This is a genomic window from Petralouisia sp., from assembly GCF_056822245.1.
This window is the reverse complement of sequence record NZ_JBQIOP010000041.1, coordinates 18,281-36,951: the sequence shown is the minus strand read 5'-3', so window position 1 is coordinate 36,951 and position 18,671 is coordinate 18,281. Positions and strand designations below refer to the sequence as shown.

Annotated in this window: 16 protein-coding genes; all 16 read left to right on the top strand. The window is 47.5% G+C overall.

Features of this window, described 5'->3' with window-relative positions; all coding sequences use genetic code 11:
- Positions 1-193 precede the first annotated feature (193 nt).
- The 16 genes from ACTO17_RS14845 to ACTO17_RS14770 all read left to right on the top strand — a co-directional run bounded on the left by ACTO17_RS14845 (position 194) and on the right by ACTO17_RS14770 (position 18,571).
- Positions 194-823, top strand: coding sequence for a GyrI-like domain-containing protein (locus ACTO17_RS14845; protein WP_482558481.1), 630 nt, complete (start codon positions 194-196; stop codon positions 821-823).
- A gap of 543 nt (positions 824-1,366) precedes the next feature.
- Positions 1,367-2,128: a DeoR/GlpR family DNA-binding transcription regulator gene (locus ACTO17_RS14840; RefSeq protein ID WP_172538062.1), complete on the top strand. Its 762-nt coding sequence runs from the start codon at positions 1,367-1,369 to the stop codon at positions 2,126-2,128.
- A gap of 185 nt (positions 2,129-2,313) precedes the next feature.
- Complete coding sequence (locus ACTO17_RS14835) at positions 2,314-4,191, top strand: PTS mannitol transporter subunit IICBA (protein ID WP_482558480.1); 1,878 nt, start codon at positions 2,314-2,316, stop codon at positions 4,189-4,191.
- Between the two features lie 26 nt (positions 4,192-4,217).
- Positions 4,218-5,477, top strand: a complete 1,260-nt coding sequence (locus ACTO17_RS14830; protein ID WP_482558479.1) for a zinc-binding dehydrogenase — start codon at positions 4,218-4,220, stop codon at positions 5,475-5,477.
- Between the two features lie 234 nt (positions 5,478-5,711).
- A complete protein-coding gene (locus tag ACTO17_RS14825) occupies positions 5,712-7,325 on the top strand; it encodes an AAA family ATPase (protein ID WP_172538059.1) in 1,614 nt (537 codons plus the stop codon).
- A complete protein-coding gene (locus ACTO17_RS14820) occupies positions 7,297-7,962 on the top strand; it encodes a response regulator transcription factor (protein WP_482558478.1) in 666 nt (221 codons plus the stop codon). Before ACTO17_RS14825 ends, ACTO17_RS14820 begins: the two co-directional genes overlap by 29 nt.
- On the top strand, positions 7,950-9,137 hold the full coding sequence (locus ACTO17_RS14815) for a sensor histidine kinase (RefSeq protein ID WP_482558477.1): 1,188 nt from the start codon (positions 7,950-7,952) through the stop codon (positions 9,135-9,137). Before ACTO17_RS14820 ends, ACTO17_RS14815 begins: the two co-directional genes overlap by 13 nt.
- An 87-nt stretch (positions 9,138-9,224) precedes the next feature.
- Complete coding sequence (locus tag ACTO17_RS14810; RefSeq protein ID WP_482558476.1) at positions 9,225-10,106, top strand: ABC transporter ATP-binding protein; 882 nt, start codon at positions 9,225-9,227, stop codon at positions 10,104-10,106.
- A gap of 12 nt (positions 10,107-10,118) precedes the next feature.
- Positions 10,119-11,363 (top strand): hypothetical protein, encoded by a 1,245-nt coding sequence (locus ACTO17_RS14805; protein ID WP_482558475.1) that lies wholly within the window; start codon positions 10,119-10,121, stop codon positions 11,361-11,363.
- Positions 11,335-11,955: a hypothetical protein gene (locus ACTO17_RS14800; RefSeq protein WP_482558474.1), complete on the top strand. Its 621-nt coding sequence runs from the start codon at positions 11,335-11,337 to the stop codon at positions 11,953-11,955. Before ACTO17_RS14805 ends, ACTO17_RS14800 begins: the two co-directional genes overlap by 29 nt.
- Before the next feature lie 142 nt (positions 11,956-12,097).
- Positions 12,098-13,252, top strand: coding sequence for a pyridoxal phosphate-dependent aminotransferase (locus ACTO17_RS14795; protein ID WP_482558473.1), 1,155 nt, complete (start codon positions 12,098-12,100; stop codon positions 13,250-13,252).
- A 124-nt stretch (positions 13,253-13,376) separates the two neighbouring features.
- Positions 13,377-15,092, top strand: coding sequence for a methyl-accepting chemotaxis protein (locus tag ACTO17_RS14790; protein ID WP_482558472.1), 1,716 nt, complete (start codon positions 13,377-13,379; stop codon positions 15,090-15,092).
- A 163-nt stretch (positions 15,093-15,255) separates the two neighbouring features.
- Positions 15,256-16,794 (top strand): cobyric acid synthase, encoded by a 1,539-nt coding sequence (locus ACTO17_RS14785; RefSeq protein WP_482558471.1) that lies wholly within the window; start codon positions 15,256-15,258, stop codon positions 16,792-16,794.
- Positions 16,791-17,360 carry a cob(I)yrinic acid a,c-diamide adenosyltransferase gene (locus ACTO17_RS14780; RefSeq protein ID WP_482558470.1) on the top strand — a complete coding sequence of 190 codons (570 nt, stop codon included), beginning with the start codon at positions 16,791-16,793 and terminating at the stop codon, positions 17,358-17,360. Before ACTO17_RS14785 ends, ACTO17_RS14780 begins: the two co-directional genes overlap by 4 nt.
- Before the next feature lie 96 nt (positions 17,361-17,456).
- Positions 17,457-18,092, top strand: a complete 636-nt coding sequence (locus ACTO17_RS14775) for a precorrin-8X methylmutase (RefSeq protein WP_482558469.1) — start codon at positions 17,457-17,459, stop codon at positions 18,090-18,092.
- A gap of 17 nt (positions 18,093-18,109) precedes the next feature.
- Entirely contained in the window at positions 18,110-18,571 is a 462-nt protein-coding gene (locus tag ACTO17_RS14770) for a precorrin-2 dehydrogenase/sirohydrochlorin ferrochelatase family protein (protein WP_482558468.1), read from the top strand.
- Positions 18,572-18,671: the final 100 nt, after the last annotated feature.

The window sequence follows — 18,671 nt, the reverse complement described above, 5'->3', positions numbered from 1 at the left end:
GAAATCCACTGCTTACGGAGACTTGGGAAGGAAGGCATTCCTGACTTCCCTAGCCGCAGTTAGCAGTTAGTTCACCGGAACGCTGCCCGATTTGTGTGTCAAAGGGCAATCTGATAGTTCCGTTCGTATTGAAGAACATAACCTTCGTTGCAAATACCCTAAACAACATAAAAAAGAAAAAGGAGCATCCAAAATGCCATTTGATTATAAAAAAGAATACAAAGAATTCTACCTGCCAAAAAACAAACCTCAAATTGTAACCATACCGCCCATGAATTTCATTTCCGTACAGGGCAAGGGCGATCCCAATGAAGAGGGCGGCGACTACAAACAGGCCATCGGTTTACTGTACGGAATTGCCTACACCATTAAAATGAGTAAAAAGGGCGAACACCAGATTGAAGGATATTTTGACTACGTGGTTCCACCCTTAGAGGGGCTCTGGTGGCAGGAGGGAATCGTGGGGGTGGACTACTCCAGAAAACAGGATTTCCAGTGGATTTCCATGATCCGGCTGCCGGAATTTGTCACAAGAGAAGAATTTGAATGGGCAAAAGCAGAGGCAGAAGTTAAGAAAGAAACAGATTATTCCAGTGTGGAATTTCTGACTTATGAAGAGGGATTGTGCGTCCAGTGTATGCACATCGGGCCCTACGATGCGGAACCGGCCACTGTAGCGGCAATGGATCATTATGCCGGGGAACAGGGATATCTGCCGGATATGGCCGGAGCCCGCCGTCATCATGAGATTTATCTGAGCGATGCCCGCAGATGCAGGCCGGAAAACTTAAAGACCGTAATCCGGCATCCAATTAGGAGATAAAAAATGAGAAACATCAGTTTATTTATTGCGATGAGCCTTGACGAATATATTGCAGACAGTAAGGGGTGATTGGCTGCAGGGGCAGGGGGACGAGGGGATATTAATACCTATTCTGAGTTTATAAAAGATTTTGATACTATAATAACGATAGCCTGTTCAAAAAAATGGGTTATCGTTATTTTTTATATGACAGAACATTGATTATTGAAATAAAATATTAGAATGTTGAATCAAAAATAATTCACCACAACATTTTAGCCGGAAAAGTAGTTATAAAAGTAAAAATCACATATATACTTTTGAAACGAAATAAAAAATAACAAAAAACTTTTAAAATAACAGTTGACAATCCGGGCGAAAGCTGTTATTATAACAATACAAACTTTCATAACAACAATTTTCATAGCAAAAAACTTTTAGAATGAAAGCAGAAGGTTGCAGAAGTGAAAAAATATGCTAGAATGGAAAGGAGTAGATAAATGGTGAGATGAACAGACGGAAACGCAGTCTGGCACTGGCTGCGGATTCCCAGGAGGTAGAAACATGGATTCAATGGAACAGCGCAGAAACATTATTGTAGATTTAGTCAATCAGAGCGGAACCATCAGTTTTGCAGAATTGAAGGATCAGGTTCCACAGATATCGGAAATGACACTGCGCACAGATTTGAAAGCTCTTGATGAAGCAAAAAGAATTGTCCGGGTACATGGAGGAGCAAAATCCGTAGATGTTGTAATCGGAACGGATGGTATGTTCAGCCAGAGATCGGTACAGAATATAGAAGCGAAACAGTTGATTACTCAGAAGGCTCTGGCATTTATCCAGAAGGATACCACAATTTTTCTGGATTCCGGCAGCACCACTACCATGCTGGCGTCTTGTATGCCGGATCAGTCCAACCTGATTTATACCAATTCCCTGACCTGCGCGGTGGAGCTTTGCAGACTAAAGCAGCCCGCGGTGCATGTCCTTGGAGGGAGCGTCAACCGCTACAGCATGAGCGTATGCGGAGTCCACACCGTTCAGGATGTGTCAAAAATCAATTTTGACCAGGCGTTTCTGGGAGTTACCGGTTATTGCAGCCAGACAGGATTCAGCTGCGGGGTGGATGAAGAAACTGTTTTGAAACGGACGGTAATCCATCGGGCGGAACAGAGAATATTTCTGATGGATTCTTCCAAAGTGGGAGTAAAACGTACATATACTGTCTGCGGATTAGAAGGCGTGGATGTGATAATTTCAGACGGAAATCTGCCTCCGGAATTCCAGGAGGAGTGCAGAAAGCATAATGTCCGGATTATCTGACGGCTGTACCAGAGAGGAAAATTAATGTCCGGATTATCTGACGGCCGTACCAGAGAGGAAAATTAATCGCCGGATGAGCTGACAGTCCTGTCAGCCGTGCAGGCTCAAACCGTACAGAGTACGGAATGCACAGCAAGTCCGCAGAATTGCTTTATCAGGAGCAGACCTAGGGAAAGGAGTAAAAAATGAAAAACGGCGTTCAACGTTTTGGCAAATTTCTTTCAGCGATGATTATGCCAAACATCGGTGCATTGATTGCATTTGGTTTCCTGGCTGCTTTTTTCAACGGCAGCGGATGGCTTCCCCATGAAGGGTTTGCAACAATTTTTTCAGCAATTTTAGTTTATTTGATTCCGATTTTGATTGCGTCCACAGGAGGAAAACTGATCGGCGGCGATAGGGGAAGCGTGGTGGCTTCCATTGCAGTGGTAGGCGCCATTATGAGCGACCCGGACACCACAATGCTGATGGCGGCTATGATTATGGGCCCCCTGGCAGGCTTTTGCATCAAGAAATTTGATGAAGCCATGGACGGACACATGCCGGCAGGCTTTGAGATGCTGATTAACAATTTCTCCGTAGGAATCATCGGTATGCTGCTGGCAATGTTCGGATTTTTGGCAGTAGGGCCGTTTATGAACCTGATTCTGGGCATTTTGTCCGCAGGCGTAAATTTCCTGGTGGAACACAGCCTGCTTCCGCTGATTGCAGTCTTTATTGAGCCTGCAAAGGTGCTGTTTTTGAACAATGCGCTGAACCACGGGATTTTCACGCCAATTGCAACAGCTCAGGCGGCAGAAACCGGAAGATCCATTATGTATATGCTGGAAGCAAACCCCGGCCCAGGTCTCGGCGTACTTTTGGCATACATGTTCTTCTGCAAAGATCAGGAAACGAAACAATCCGCGCCCGGTGCGGTAATCATTCATCTGTTAGGCGGTATCCATGAAATATATTTCCCCTATATTTTGATGAATCCCTTGGTGATTGTTGGGCCGATTCTTGGAAATCTGGCGGCAATCTTCTGGTTTAACCTGACAGGCTGCGGACTGGTTGGGCCGGCTTCTCCAGGCTCCATCATTGCCTATCTGATGATGGCTCCGGGAGATAAAATCATTCAGATTATTGTGGGAGTGGTAATTGCAACGGCGATTTCCTTTATGGTTTCTTCCGCCATTGTCCGCATGGCCAAGGGCAAGAGTCTGGAGGAGGCTCAGGAAGAACTGGCAAGCAGAAAAGCCCAGGCAAAAGGAACGGCAAATGTTGCCATTGCTTCAGCGGCAGACGTGAAGAAAGTAGTGTTTGCCTGTGACGCAGGCATGGGTTCTTCCGCCATGGGCGCCACCAAGTTCCGAAACAGAGTGAAAGCCCTGCGGCCGGATTTGACGGTAATCAATACGTCAGTGGATACTATTCCAAAGGACTGCGACATTGCAGTGGTTCAGGTTACACTGGTAGACCGGGCAAAGAAATGCGCGCCCCATGCGCAGATGGTAACGATCAACAATTTCCTGGCAGACCCGGCGCTGGACGCTTTGTATGCACAGTTGACGTCAGAAGGAGCGTCTCATGCAGAGGCAAAAACACCGGCAGGCCCAAACGCTCAGTCCGATGTAAAAGTAAAACATTCTGAAAGTAATAGAAAAGAGATTCTTGTAAGAGACGGCATTCAGCTGAATCTGCAGCCGGTTTCCAAAGAGGAAGCGATTCAGGCAGCCGGAGAGCTGCTGACAAAGTTAGGCTATGTGGATGCGTCATACATTGACGCCATGCAGGAAAGAGAAAGACTGGTTACCACTTACATGGGCCTTGGCGTGGCAATTCCCCACGGAACTTCCCAGGCAAAGGGAACGGTGAAGAAAACAGGAATTGTAGTGATGCAGTATCCGCAGGGCGTTTCCTTTGGAGAAGAGAAAGCTCAGCTTGTATTCGGTATCGCAGGCGTAGGCGACGAGCATTTGGAATTGCTGGAAAAAATCTGCGGCATGCTGGAAGATGAGGAAGTATTAGAAGAGTTTAAGAAAACCAATAATATTGACTGGGTATTAGAAAAATTAAAATAATTTCAAAATAAAAAGGAGGAAGCATTATGAAAGCAAGAGGCGTAAGGTTGTATGGAGTAGACGATATCAGGTTAGAAGAATTTGAACTTCCTGAAATCAAAGAAGATGAAATCCTGGTAAAAGTAGTCAGCGACAGTATTTGCATGTCCACCTGGAAAATGGTGCAGGCAGGCAAGAACCACAAACGTGTGCCGGAAAATGTGGCGGAGCATCCGGTAATTATCGGCCATGAATTTACCGGGGACATTGTAAAAGTAGGCTCCAAATGGAAAGACCAGTTCCATGAGGGCAAGAAATTTGCACAGCAGCCGGCCATTCCGGGCCAGATGGAATCTCCGGGATATTCCTATGAATATTTCGGCGGGGCAGCCACCTACTGTATTTTCCCCGGGGACGTTATTGAAAAGGGATGCATCTGGGAATACGATGGAGACAGCTATTTTGAGGCTTCCTTAGGCGAGCCCATGAGCTGCTGCATCGGCGGATATCACAGCAATTATCACTGCGAGCATCTTTCCTATGAACACAAAATGGGAACTCTGGAAGGCGGAGATATCCTGATTCTGGGCGGATGCGGGCCTATGGGCCTTGGCGCGGTAAGCTACGGTCTTACCTTTGAAAATAAACCCAGGCGCATTGTGGTAACCGATATCAATGAGGCAAAGATTGCCCGGGCAAAAGAAGTGATTCCAGAGTCTGAAGCAGCGGAAAAAGGCGTGGAGCTCCACTATGTCAACACAGCTGGCATGGAAGATCCGGTGGCGGAGCTGAAAGCCATTACCGGAGGAAAAGGCTACAGCGACGTGTTTGTATACGCTCCAGTTAAAAGCATTGCAGAGATGGGCAATAAACTTCTGGCAGAGGACGGCTGCATGAACTTCTTTGCAGGCCCCACAGATACCCAGTTTTCTGCAAACATGAATCTGTATGACTGCCATTACGCAAGAACAAAAATCATGGGCTCCACCGGCGGAAATACCGATGATATGAAAGAAGCCATTGAGAAATCTGCCAAAGGTCTGATTAACTCAGCCGTTATGGTAACTCATGTGGGCGGTATGGATTCCATCGTGGAAACCACCAAAAACCTGCCCAATATCCCCGGCGGCAAGAAACTGGCTTATACCCAGTTGGATATGCCCATGACAGCCATTGAAGATTTCGGCAAATTAGGAGAGAAAGATCCCTTCTACAAAGAACTGGATGAGTGCTGCAAGAAGCATAAGGGGCTGTGGTCTAAGGAAGCGGAAGAACTGCTGTTTGAGCACTTCGGCGTGAAAGCTTAGAACTGGAAAACAGAACCGGAAAAATAAAAAACAGATAACAGAACAGACAGTCTGTGCAGACGCATGGGCTGTCTTTTTCTGGTGCATGGCGTGAATCTTATATTGCTAATTCGCTATATTTACCATATAATAAAGAAGAAATTTTCTGTTGATGGGAGTTGTTTTTCACAGAGCTCCGGCGAACAACTTATAGTTGTATATCAAAATTCATGATAGAGAAAGGTAATTGCTTTTATGGGAATATATTTAAATCCGGGAAACAGAAGCTTTCAGATGTCCCTCAATTCCAAAATTTATATTGACAAAAGCGGTCTGATCTCTTACACAAATTCTGTTATCAATACAGAACAGCGTTATGTCTGTGTCAGCCGTCCCAGGCGATTCGGTAAATCCGTGACTGCGCAGATGCTGACGGCTTACTATGGGAAAGGATGCGATTCCGGCGGACAGTTTGATTCTTTGTCGATTGCCGGTGATGAAGCTTATCAGAAACATCTGAATCAATACAACGTTATATTTTTAAATATACAGCAGTTTTTAAGCCAGACAGAAAATGCGGCGGCGTTCAAAGAACGAGTGGAAAAAACTCTGTTATGGGAATTGTTGGAGGAATTTCCTGATTTGAATTATTTTGATCGTTCCTCACTGATTTCTGTGCTGCAGACTATTTCAGCCAGGCTGTCCACCGGTTTTATTTTTATCATTGATGAATGGGACTGCATATTCCGGGAATATAGGAATGATACAGATGCCCAGAAAATGTATCTGGATTTTATGCGGAATCTGTTAAAAGATCATTCCTATGTGGCTCTTGCATATATGACCGGGATTCTTCCTGTAAAAAAATACGGAACCCATTCAGCCCTTAACATGTTTGATGAATTTTCCATGACGGATCAGAAAATGTTAGAGGAATACACCGGTTTCACAGAGGAGGAAGTTAAGGAACTGTGCGGGCGGTACGAGATGGATTTTGACGAGGCCGGTAATTGGTATGACGGTTATGCTTTTCGGAGATTTCGTCATATCTATAATCCGAGATCTGTGGTGGAAGCAATGAGATGCAGGCATTTTTCAAGCTATTGGACTTCCACTGAGACTTATGAAGCGCTGAAAATTTATATGGATATGGATTTTGAAGGTTTGAAAGAGGATATTGTACAGATGCTTGGCGGCGGCCGCATTAAGGTAAATACAATGAGCTTTCAGAATGATATGGAGAATCTTAAGACGAAAGATGATGTGCTCACCTTGTTTGTTCACCTGGGGTATCTGGGATATGATTGGAAGCGAAAAGAAGTTTTTATCCCGAATAAGGAAATTATCGGAGAATTTGAAAATGCTATGAGTGTGGGCGGTTGGCAGGAAGTGATGCGCGTTCTTGGAGCGTCAGAAAAACTTCTGGAGGACACGCTTTTGGGTGATGAAGAAAGTGTTGCCGAGGGTCTTGCTCTGGCGCATATAGAGGCGGCGTCGATTTTGGCTTATAATGATGAGAATTCTCTTGCCTGTGCGATTGGTCTGGCCTATTACAGCGCAAGAAAGGATTACAGGCTGATTCGCGAACTGCCGTCAGGCCGGGGCTTTGCGGATATCGTTTTTCTGCCGCTGCCCGCATCTGGAAAGCCTGCGTTGGTGGTGGAACTGAAATACGATAAAACTGCAAAATCTGCCATACAGCAAATCAAAGACCGGCAGTACACCAAAGCTCTGGAAGGTTATGCAGGCGACATTCTTCTGGTGGGAATCAATTATGATCGGAATAAGAAAGAGAAACCCCATAGCTGCATCATAGAAAAATTCAAAAATGGAGGACAACATGAAGAAAATACTTGCCGTAGACGATGAACAGGATATCCGGACTCTTCTGAAGGAATCCCTGGAACTGGAAGGGTATCTGGTCTACACTGCCAAAAACGGAATGGAAGCCATGGAGGGGCTGAAATACCATCCGGATCTAATTATACTGGATGTGAATATGCCGGATCTGGACGGTTATACCGTCTGTGAGAAAATCCGGGATTATATCGACTGCCCCATTCTCTTTCTCACAGCCCGCACCCAGGAGCAGGACAGGGTAAACGGCTTTAAGGCCGGCGGAGACGATTATATTGTAAAGCCCTTCGGCATGGATGAGATGCTTGCCCGGGTGGAGGCGCATCTGCGCCGGGAAGCCAGAAAGCAGAAAAGCGGCAGCGTATATATAAAAGGAGATTTGACGGTGGATTTTTCCGGCCGTCAGGTATTGGTGAAAGGGGAGGACGCAGGGCTTACGAAAACAGAATTTTCCATTGTGGAGCTTCTGATTTCCCACAGCGGCCAGGTCTTTGAAAAAGAACAGATTTATGAGAGGGTCAGGGGTTTTGACGGGGAAGCGGACCCCGGGATTATTGCGGAGCATGTGCGGCGTATCCGCCAGAAAATCGATGGGGATGTAAAGCACATTGAAACCGTCTGGGGAGTGGGCTACAAATGGATTGGTTAGAAGAGAAAACAGAGCAGCTTTGGAATTTTTTACAGGAAAAATCTCTGGTGCGGACGTTGATCTGGTATCTGTGCATTTGTACGGTGGGGGTTATTGCCGCCTACTGGATCACCAGAAATCTCTGCCTGGTGTGGATTGAGGTGCTGGAGAAACGGCAGATGCAGGCGGAGGCATATCACAGCGATCCCCGTCTCAGAGCAGCTTTGACGGAACAGAAAAGCTGGGAGAATTTCTGTCTGCTGGTTCTCAAAAGTTTTTATGGAGCCTGTCTGTACCTTTATATTCTGGCGGGCTTCGCCGCAGCTGGCAAGATTTTTCTGGAAACCAGAATCAAACCGCCCATTGCAGCCATTACCCGGGGATTGAATTACATCAATATGGGAGATTACAGCCACGAAATAATCTGGAGGGGCAAGGATGAAATGGGCTTTCTCTGCAGGGAAATGGAGCAGATGCGAAAGGAGATGCTGAAAAATAAAAAGCAGCAATGGAGGCAGCAGGAGGAGCAGCGGAAAATCAATGCGGCCTTTGCCCATGACATCCGCACGCCTCTGACGGTGATTCGGGGGTATACAGAATTTCTCCAGAGGTATGTGCCCAGCGGACGTGTCACAGAAGCAATGCTGATGGAGAAATTAAATACCATGCATGAGCAGGAAGAGCGGCTGCTGCGTTTTTCCGAAACCATGACCACCGTCCAGAATATTGAAAAGCGGGAGCCTTCCGGTATCTGGCACAGCAGCGGGCAGGTGCTCCGGCAGCTTGCGGCAGTGGTCTGCGGCATCGGACAGAATACGGAGCTGGAGATTGCTTTGGAAGCGGATTTGCCGGAACAGGAGCTGTTTTTGGATCTGGAGCTTTTGATAGAAGTATTTGAAAATCTGCTGAGCAATGCCATGCGCTATGCAGTCCGCAGCATTCAGGCGAAAGCAGTTTTGAACGGGAGGGAGCTGACTGTTTTTGTCAAAGACGACGGCCCCGGATTTTCAGAAAAAGCGCTGCGGATGGGAATGGATGTTTATTTCAGCGAGGAGGAAAACAGCAGGGAACACTTCGGCATCGGCCTGTCCATCTGCCGGATGCTGTGTGAAAGCCACGGAGGAAGCCTGTCTCTGCAAAACAGCGTGGAGCAGGGAGCCATAGCAGCTGCAAGCCTGGTGACAGGAGTGAGGTAAGACAAAGAAGAAAAATATTTTTTATAGGAAGTTCGTAGATAAATTCCTCTTATACTGATTGATAAATTAAGAAAGAGAGGAAACAAGATGGATACCAGAATAGAAATCAGGGATTTATCGAAGAATTTTGGAAAAAAGCAGGCGTTAAAGCATGTGAACCTGCAGATTGAATCAGGTATGTTCGGTCTTTTGGGCCCCAACGGAGCCGGAAAAACCACACTGATGAAAGTGCTTACCACATTGACGAAAAAAAGCAGCGGCGAGGTGAAGGTCTGCAATATCCCGGTGGAGCAGTGTGTTCAGGTGCGCAGAATTATCGGATATCTGCCCCAGGATTTTTCCATGTACGGGAATATGAAGGCTTCTGAAGCGTTGGATTATCTCGCCGTGCTCTCCGGTATGAGTAAGAAGGAACGGGCCGTTAAGGTTCCGGAAATGCTGGAACGGGTAAATCTGGGAGAGCAGCAAAACACAAAGGTTAAGGCCATGTCCGGCGGCATGAAGCGCAGGCTCGGCATTGCCCAGGCAATCATTCACGATCCCAAAGTGATTGTGGTGGATGAACCGACGGCTGGGCTTGATCCGGAGGAGCGGGTGCGGTTCAGAAACCTGCTCTGTGAGATTGCCAAAGACAGAATTGTGATTCTCTCCACCCATATCGTAGGCGATATTGAAGCCACCTGTGAAAACATTGCCGTGCTGAATCAGGGAGAAATCCTTTTTCGGGGAAAAGTCTCCCAGTTATTGGAGGCAGTAAAAGGCAAAGTCTATATGGCAAAGGTATCTGCCATGGAACTGCCCTCCATACGGGAAAAATTTCTGGTGACGGGAATTTTGACAAACGGCAGCAGCGCCAATATAAAAATTATTTCCGAAGAACCGCCGATGAAGGATGCAGAACTGATCGGGCCGGATGTGGAAGACGCCTATATGTATCTGATGCGCCAGACAGCCGGGCACAGGGCATAGGAGGTGGATGCGATGTTCGGAACGTTATTTTTAAAAGAGTGTAAACAGATTCTCAAAAGCATGGTATACTATATCTATGTGGCGGTATTTGTAATATTTCTGTCCACTCAGTTAGGCGGGGATTTGGTAGACAGAATAGAAAAGCCTCTTCCGGATCAGGAAAGCTATGGGAGGATCAGCAGCCATGAGCCTTCGGTGGTAATGGAGAAAATTCTGGCAGAACTTATGCAGGAGACATACCGCAATTCCTATGCCACCTATCCCATGGGATTTTATAAAGAAGTCAGGCTGAATCAGCAGGAACTGGATGACGTAATCAAAATCATAGAAGACAGCTCCGGAAAATCCTGGGAAGAATTGATGGAAGCCATGGAGACGCATTTTGGAACATACGATCAGAGCGCCATGGAAGGGGCGATGGCAGCCCAGATGGAGTATTCTGTTCCTGCCAGAGAGTCTCTGAGTTATGAAGCGTTCGGTGCAAATATGGAAAAAGTCTGTGAGATTGTGGGAGCCGGAAGCTCCTACCGGAAAGAAGCCATTGCAGGCGGGGTAAGCGTGCCTATGAGCTATGAGCAGGCATTGGAGGAATACGAAGCCCTCTGTGAAAAAGACAGGATTACCGGAGCGGTTTCCAGGCTGTTTTGCGATTATGCGGGAATTATCCTTGCGGTTCTTCCGATTTTTCTGGGGGTTACCAGGTGTCTCAGGGACAAACGCGCCCAGGCGTCTCAGGTGGTGTATGCGCATGAAGCTTCTGCCGCCTGCATAATTGGAAGCCGCTACCTGGCAAATGTATGTATGGCATCGCTTCCGGTGCTTATCACTTCCTTTGTCATGCAGACGCCTTATCAGTATCACGCCGCTACCATGGGAGTTTCACCGGATTTCCTGGCGTTTTTGAAGTACTGTCTGGTCTGGCTGCTGCCGGAACTCATGATTGTACTGGCGGTATCCTTTTTCTTTACAGAGCTGACAGAGAGTGTAATCTCCATTTTCATTCAGGTGTTTTGGGCCATGGCAAGCCTGATGGGAGGCAGCATGCTGGCCGGGGATTTTTCCCTGAAGCTGGTGGCCCGGTGGAATACTTTGGGAAGAACCAGTGAATTCTGGTCTCAGAGACAGCAGCTTTTCTTAAACCGGGGATTTTATTTCCTGCTGTCTTTCGTATTCCTGATACTTACAGTAATAGTTTATGAGAAGAAACGCAGGGAAGGAGAGACGCTTTATGGAAAAGTATTTAAGCGCAGGAAGTAGCTTTGTCCGCAGGCAGTATGCGCCCCATTTGCTGCTGACCCTGCTGTTTGCCCTTATGTCGGGATTTTTTGTCAGCTTTCGGAACCTGGACGGGGTGCAGGCTGCAAAAGTGATGGAACTGTATGCGTCTTTCGGCGGAATCCTGCTTTTGACGCCCTTATTTCTGCCGGAGCAGAACCGGGAAATCTGGCTGCTTGAGAAGTCCAAGGCCACGCCTTTGTGGAAGCTGTATCTGCTTCGCCTGCTGCTGGCTGTGGTTTGTCTGGCGATGCTGATTACCTTATTTCTGCAGAGGATGCGGCAGGGAGGCAGTCAGTTTGTCTGGGGAGAGCTGTGGCTCGGTTCTTTTTGCGAAATCCTGTTTCTGGGCAGCATCGGATTTTTCATCAGCGGGATTACCAATCAGGCAGTTCTGGGATATATGGTATCGGTGATTTATTTCTTTGCAAACGTGGGAGCCGCCAAACACCTGGGGAAATTCGCCCTGTTTCAGATGATGAAAGGAAACTACGATTTTGTCCCGGTCATGCTTCCGGCAGCGGCAGTCCTTGCAGCAGCAGGAATCCTGCTGCGGGAACAGTCAGCCAGGTAGCATTTTTTGAAATACGGCTGAAGGAACAATCCGTCAGGTATTGGGGCAGACAATCAGTTCCGCCCCTGTTCAAATAAATACACAGTAAAAGGATATTTGGGAATTTACATCCAAAAGTACAGCAGAAAGGCAGGAAGAAGTCATGCACAAACACGGCGGAGACGTTTATCAGTACCCCAATTTCACAGATTTTTCAGCGAATATCAATTTGCTTGGAACGCCCCCCAAGGTATTGGAACAGGCCAAATCCGCCGTGGACGGAATTCTCCATTATCCTCAGCCCGGCAGCGGACGGCTGTGCCGGGCGGTTGCTGAACTGGAGCAGGTGAAGCCGGAGCAGGTGATCTGCGGAAACGGCGCGGCGGACGTGATTTTTTCCCTTGCGCTGGCAGAAAAGCCCAGACAGGCATTGCTGTTTGCGCCTACCTTTCAGGAATATGAACAGGCGCTGCGAAGCGTAGGGTGCGGGATACGCCGGGAATATCTGAGGCCGGAACAGGGATTTCATCTGCAGGAGGAGAATCTTTGTTCCATTACCTCAGAGATTGATCTGGTGTTTTTCTGCAATCCCAATAATCCCACCGGAATTCTGACAGATCGGGGCATGCTGAAGCGGCTGGCGGACCGGTGCAGGGATGTGGGGGCGGTTCTGGCTGTGGATGAATGCTTTCTGGACTTCGTAAGTTCCGGGCAGGACGGCGATTCTCCTGCTTCTTATTCCATGAAAGAATATTTAAATCATTATCCTGACCTTTTTATTATAAAAGCTTTTACAAAAACCTTTGGAATGCCCGGACTTCGTCTGGGCTACGGCCTTTGCGGGAATGAAGCCAGACTGGCAGGAATGCGGGAAGCAACCCAGCCCTGGAGCGTGTCGGTTCCTGCCCAGGAGGCAGGGATTGCGGCTGCGGCAGAGAAGTCCTTCCTGGAAGAAACCCGAAGGGCCTTAGAGACAGAGAAGTCATTTATTTTGGAACATCTTTTGAAATACCGGCCGGCTTCCGGGGCTTTTGAAGCGTCTGAAAAAGAAAACAGAATTCTTTCCCTGCCGGAGCGTATGGCAGGAATCGGGGCAGAGGAACAGTTTTTTATCCGGATTTACGGCCATGCAGCCAATTTTATTTTTTTCCGCGGCCCCAAAGGGCTTGCGCAGAGGATGAAATCATATGGAATCCTGATTCGGGACTGCAGTAATTTTCCGGGACTGGAAGAAGGCTGGTACCGGATTGCGGTGCGGCCCAGAAGGGAAAATGAACATTTGCTGAAAGCATTGGAGGAAATCAGGAACAGCATTTAGGCAGTTGGTATTAATTTGGCTAAATTTTGTTTAAAATTATTGACGGAAAAGAAAGAAAGGAGTAGACTATAACTATTAAGTGTTATATTTTTAGACAAAAATAAAAAGGGTGGAGAAAAGGATTATGTTGGAAAAACTAAATAACATGAAAATTCGTGAACGGCTAAAGAAATCATTTACTTTAATTTCAACGATTATGGCAGCTGTGGCAGTGATCGGCGTAGTCATGATCATTGTTGTGTCTAATCTGTATTCCGGGGCCTTGTCAGATTATGGATTTGCACAGGGAGATGTAGGACGGGCCATGGCAAGCTTTGCAGACACCAGATCCGCATTGCGGGGAACCATCGGATATGAAGAGCAGGAAGCCATTGATTCAATGGTAGAACAGCATACCCAGTGCAAGGAAGATTTTATGAAAGAGTTTGCAGGACTGGAAAGTTCTATGGTTACGGCTGAGAACAAGGCAATTTACAGTGAACTGCAGACAGAACTGGAAGAATACTGGGTATTGGAACAGCAGATTATGGATCTGGGCGCCACGGTTGATCAGGAACAGTGTATCAAGGCGCAGGAGCTTGCAATGGGCGAGTTGGCTCCTATGTACGAAGAAGTTTATAAGGATTTGACGGAAATCATGGAGATTAAGGTTTCCAAGGGTTCGTCCCTGTCCAAGCAGCTTTCCATTTTGGGCATTGCATTAGTGGTCGTGATGGTTGTATCAATTGGAGGTTCCATTTTTCTGGCCCTTCATCTGGGAACCACAATTGCAGAAAATATTGCCGGCCCCATTATACATTTGAAAGATCGTCTGGCAGACTTTGCAAAGGGAGATCTCTCTTCTCCGTTCCCGGAGGTGAATACCCGGGATGAAATTGCAGAGATGACGGCTGTAGCCCGGGAAATGGCGGAGACTCTGAACTTTGTAATTGCAGATGAAGAGCGTCTGCTTGGTGAAATGGCCAATTCCAATTACGATGTCCGGTCGGCAGACAGAAGCAGATATATCGGTGACTTTAAGCAGATTCTTCAATCTATGCGTGATTTGAAGAAACAGATGGTTGTTACGATGCAGTCGATTGACGAAGCGTCCACACAGGTTTCTGCTGGCTCCACCAATCTGGCAGAGGCGTCCCAGAGCCTTGCAGAAGGGGCGACAGAGCAGGCCGGCGCAGTTCAGGAAATGCAGGCAACCATTATGACTATTACAGATAATATTGGGATGGCTGCTGAGAAGGCGGAGGAATCTTATCAGCTTGCGCAGAGGTATGCGGATGAAGCAGACCGCAGCCGCGCAGAAATGGAAATGATGGTAGCTGCCATGGAGCGTATTAACGAAGCGTCCCAGAAGATCGGCAATATTATTTCTGAAATTGAAGATATTGCATCCCAGACGAATCTGCTTTCCCTGAATGCTTCCATTGAAGCGGCAAGAGCCGGCGAGGCAGGACGCGGCTTCTCTGTAGTGGCGGATCAGATCCGTCAGCTTGCAGAGCAGAGTTCTACTGCAGCCGTAGAGACCAGGGAATTGATTGAAGGCGCAATCAGAGAAGTGGCGGAAGGAAATGAAGCAGCAGAACGGGCGTCTGAGGCAATCCGAACAGTTGTGGAAGGAATTGGAAAGATTGCAGCTTCCTCTAAGACAGTGAGCAGTACGGCGGCAGATCAGGCGGTTGCAATGAAACAGGCAGAGGAAGGCGTCAACCAGATTTCAGAAGTGGTTCAGTCCAACTCTGCGACTGCAGAGCAGTCTTCTGCAACCAGTGAACAGTTGTCTGCACAGGCAATTTGTCTGGATGAGTTGATCGGGAAATTTATTCTGCCTTCCGATTTGGATTGATAGAATCAGGATACATAGTGACCGGAGACTTTCAGAAAGAAGGTCTCCGGTTTTCAGCATACTATGAAAGCCCTTGGCTTCCATAGTATGGATGGCCATGCGGCCCGCCGGACGGCAGGCTGAGCAAGATGGGGTTTATTATGAAAGATAGAAGAGGTGAACAATGGGAAAATCAATTATGGTGCAGGGAACCATGTCCAATGTGGGGAAAAGCCTGATTACCGCAGGGTTATGCAGAATTTTCAAACAGGACGGTTACCGGACGGCGCCCTTTAAGTCACAGAATATGGCGTTGAATTCGTTTATTACCAGGGAAGGGTTGGAAATGGGCCGGGCCCAGGTTATGCAGGCAGAGGCGGCAGGCATTGAGCCGTCGGTGCTGATGAATCCGATTTTGTTAAAGCCCACTAATGATACAGGCTCCCAGGTAATAGTCAATGGGAAAGTGCTTGGAACTATGGGGGCCCGGGAATATTTCGCTTATAAAAAAAAGCTGATACCGGATATTCTTCGATCCTATCAGCAATTGGAGAAGCAGAATGATGTGATCGTTATTGAAGGGGCAGGCTCTCCGGCAGAGATTAATTTAAAGCAGGATGAACTTGTGAATATGGGAATGGCCAGAATGGCCGGGGCGCCGGTGCTGTTGGCAGGAGACATTGACAGGGGAGGCGTGTTCGCCCAACTGGCCGGAACGCTGCTGCTGCTTACAGAAGAAGAGAAAAAATATGTAAAAGGAATGATTATTAATAAATTCCGGGGCGATAAAAGCATCCTTGATCCGGGAGTGGCAATGATTGAGGAAATCACAGGAATTCCTGTGGTGGGAGTTACCCCTTACATGCAGGTGGATTTGGAGGAAGAGGACAGCCTCACTGAGCGTTTTTCCCGGCCGGTCAAAAAAGGCCCCATTCAGATAGCCGTGATAAAACTGCCCAGAATTTCTAATTTTACTGATTTTGCAGTACTGGAATCCATGGAACCGGTAAGTCTTTCCTATGTGTCCAGTGTCGGTGAACTGGGAGAACCGGACATGATCATTCTTCCTGGAACCAAGAATACCATGGCTGACTTAAAATGGCTCAGAGAAAAGGGCTTAGAGCCGGCTGTTTTGCGGGCCAGACAGAGAGGCTGCCTGATTTTCGGCATTTGCGGCGGCTATCAGATGTTAGGAGAGCTGCTTTCAGATCCGGAGCAGGTGGAAGAGGGCGGAAATCTGAGAGGGATGGGGCTGCTTCCGGTGGAAACAGTTTTTACAAAAGAAAAAACAAGAACCCGGGTGGTGGGAACCTTTGGAACGCTGACAGGAACGCTGGCCGGATTGTCAGGAATGGAACTGGAGGGGTATGAGATCCATATGGGAACCACCAGAAGCACAGGAGAAAACAGCGGTAGAGTCACAGAGCTGTCAGTGCAGACTCAGGCGGAGCACATGGAAGCAGGGCAGTGTCAGAAGTGGGACGGCTGCCATCTTGAGAATGTGTACGGAACCTATGTCCACGGGATTTTTGACGGGGAGGGCATTGCCCAGGCCCTGACGGAGATTCTGGCAAAACAAAAGGGGATCGTTCTGGAATCGGCAGAAACCCTGGATCGGGAGCAATATAAGGAAAAACAGTATGATATACTGGCAGATACCCTGCGCCGCCATCTGGACATGGAGAAAATCTATGAGATTTTGGAAAAGGGAGTGGAAGAATGAGGGGCAAGGGCCTGATTCATATTTATGAAGGCGAAGGGAAAGGAAAGACCACCGCGGCAGTGGGACTGGCAGTTCGTTTTGCCGGAACAGGAGGAAAAGTGCTTTTTGCACAGTTTTTGAAGAAAAATAATTCCGGCGAATTAAAATCGCTGCAGGAAATCCGGGATGTGGAACTGATGCTCTGCAGCCGGCATTTTGGTTTTACTTTTCAGATGACTCCCGAAGAGAAGCAGGAGGCGGCGGCATATTACAAAGGATATCTGCATGACGTTCTGGAGGCGGCGCAAAATATGGCAGCCGGGGAACCAAACCCAGAGGGTCAAAGGAAATCTCAGGGAATTCTGCTGGTTTTGGATGAGATTCTTGCAGCCTATCACCATCATATGGTAGATCGCCGGGAACTCCTGAATTTTCTGAAGGAGAAGCCGAAGAATCTGGAAATCGTAATGACCGGAAGAAACCCTGCGCCGGAATTGTCGGCCCTGGCTGATTATATTACTGTGATGCAGAAGAAAAAACATCCCTATGACGCTGGCATTTCTGCAAGACAGGGAATAGAATGGTAAGAGAAAGTATTTTGCAGCTGGCCGGAGAGCACTTCACTGTGGGGCAGCCGGCAGGGAAAAAGAGATAGAAAACAGAATTGGAACAGGAGAAGTAATATGAAAACAGAACTGGAACAGGTGCTGCCTGAACAGATAGAAACGCGCAGCTTTGAGATCATTACAGAGGAATTGGGCAGCCGTAAGATAGAAGAACAGTATGCCCCCATTGTGAAACGGGTGATCCACACCACAGCAGATTTTGATTATGCACAAAATCTGGTATTTTCTCCAGGCGTACTGGAACATGCATTTCAGGCCTTTGAAAACGGAGCCTGTATTGTCACGGATACCCAGATGGCAAAGGCGGGCATCAATAAAAAGGCGCTGAAAAGCCTGGGAATTGAGATTTATAATTTTATGGCGGATGAAGATGTGGCAGAGGCGGCTAAGAGAAACAAAACCACCCGGGCGATGGCTTCTATGGACAAAGCGGCGGCTTTGAACCGTCCCACCATATTTGCAGTGGGAAATGCGCCTACAGCCCTGATCCGTATTTATGAGCTGGTGCAGGAGGGAAAACTGAAACCGGAGCTGATTATCGGGGCCCCGGTAGGATTTGTAAATGTGGTGCAGTCCAAGGAGCTGATTCTTGAACTTGCCGTGCCGTATATCGTTGCAAAAGGACGTAAAGGCGGCAGCAATGTGGCGGCAGCCATTGTGAATGCGCTGCTTTATCTGAAATGGAAAAGATAACCGGGAGGGGAACAGAGATGGAAACTTATTTTCCGATTTTTATTAATATGGAAGGAAAAAAGATACAGGTATTCGGCGGCGGAAAGATTGCAGCGCGGCGCGTTCTGACGCTGCTGCAATTCGGAGCCAGGGTGCAGGTAACTGCGCCGGAGATATCAGAGACGCTGAAACAGGCGGCAGAGCAGGAAGGGTTTTTGACCCTGGAATACCGAGACTATCAGACGGGGGAGCTTCAGGACGCGGATTTTGTGCTTGCAGCCACCTGCGACGATAAAGTAAACGAGATGATTTTTCAGGAGTGCCGGCATAAAGAAATTCCGGTTAATGTAGCTTCCGACCAGGAAAAATGTGATTTCTATTTTCCGGGAGTTGCAAAACACGGAGAAATCACAGTAGGAGTAACAGCCGGAGGAAAGAACCACAAAAAAGCGGCAGAGGTGACAGAGAATATACGGGAATTGTTAAAAAAGATATGCTGAAAAAGCATTCCAATTTTCGAAAGAGATATGCTGAAAAAGCATTCCAACTTCCCAAAGAGGCGGAATATACGATTTTGCTTCTTTGGGGGTTTTTGTATTG

Bases quoted from the DNA above. Each gene is read 5' to 3' on its own strand.
- ACTO17_RS14845 (WP_482558481.1), top strand. From the start codon at position 194: ATGCCATTTGATTATAAAAAAGAATACAAAGAATTCTACCTGCCAAAA.
- ACTO17_RS14840 (WP_172538062.1), top strand. From the start codon at position 1,367: ATGGATTCAATGGAACAGCGCAGAAACATTATTGTAGATTTAGTCAAT.
- ACTO17_RS14835 (WP_482558480.1), top strand. From the start codon at position 2,314: ATGAAAAACGGCGTTCAACGTTTTGGCAAATTTCTTTCAGCGATGATT.
- ACTO17_RS14830 (WP_482558479.1), top strand. From the start codon at position 4,218: ATGAAAGCAAGAGGCGTAAGGTTGTATGGAGTAGACGATATCAGGTTA.
- ACTO17_RS14825 (WP_172538059.1), top strand. From the start codon at position 5,712: ATGGGAATATATTTAAATCCGGGAAACAGAAGCTTTCAGATGTCCCTC.
- ACTO17_RS14820 (WP_482558478.1), top strand. From the start codon at position 7,297: ATGAAGAAAATACTTGCCGTAGACGATGAACAGGATATCCGGACTCTT.
- ACTO17_RS14815 (WP_482558477.1), top strand. From the start codon at position 7,950: ATGGATTGGTTAGAAGAGAAAACAGAGCAGCTTTGGAATTTTTTACAG.
- ACTO17_RS14810 (WP_482558476.1), top strand. From the start codon at position 9,225: ATGGATACCAGAATAGAAATCAGGGATTTATCGAAGAATTTTGGAAAA.
- ACTO17_RS14805 (WP_482558475.1), top strand. From the start codon at position 10,119: ATGTTCGGAACGTTATTTTTAAAAGAGTGTAAACAGATTCTCAAAAGC.
- ACTO17_RS14800 (WP_482558474.1), top strand. From the start codon at position 11,335: ATGGAAAAGTATTTAAGCGCAGGAAGTAGCTTTGTCCGCAGGCAGTAT.
- ACTO17_RS14795 (WP_482558473.1), top strand. From the start codon at position 12,098: ATGCACAAACACGGCGGAGACGTTTATCAGTACCCCAATTTCACAGAT.
- ACTO17_RS14790 (WP_482558472.1), top strand. From the start codon at position 13,377: ATGTTGGAAAAACTAAATAACATGAAAATTCGTGAACGGCTAAAGAAA.
- ACTO17_RS14785 (WP_482558471.1), top strand. From the start codon at position 15,256: ATGGGAAAATCAATTATGGTGCAGGGAACCATGTCCAATGTGGGGAAA.
- ACTO17_RS14780 (WP_482558470.1), top strand. From the start codon at position 16,791: ATGAGGGGCAAGGGCCTGATTCATATTTATGAAGGCGAAGGGAAAGGA.
- ACTO17_RS14775 (WP_482558469.1), top strand. From the start codon at position 17,457: ATGAAAACAGAACTGGAACAGGTGCTGCCTGAACAGATAGAAACGCGC.
- ACTO17_RS14770 (WP_482558468.1), top strand. From the start codon at position 18,110: ATGGAAACTTATTTTCCGATTTTTATTAATATGGAAGGAAAAAAGATA.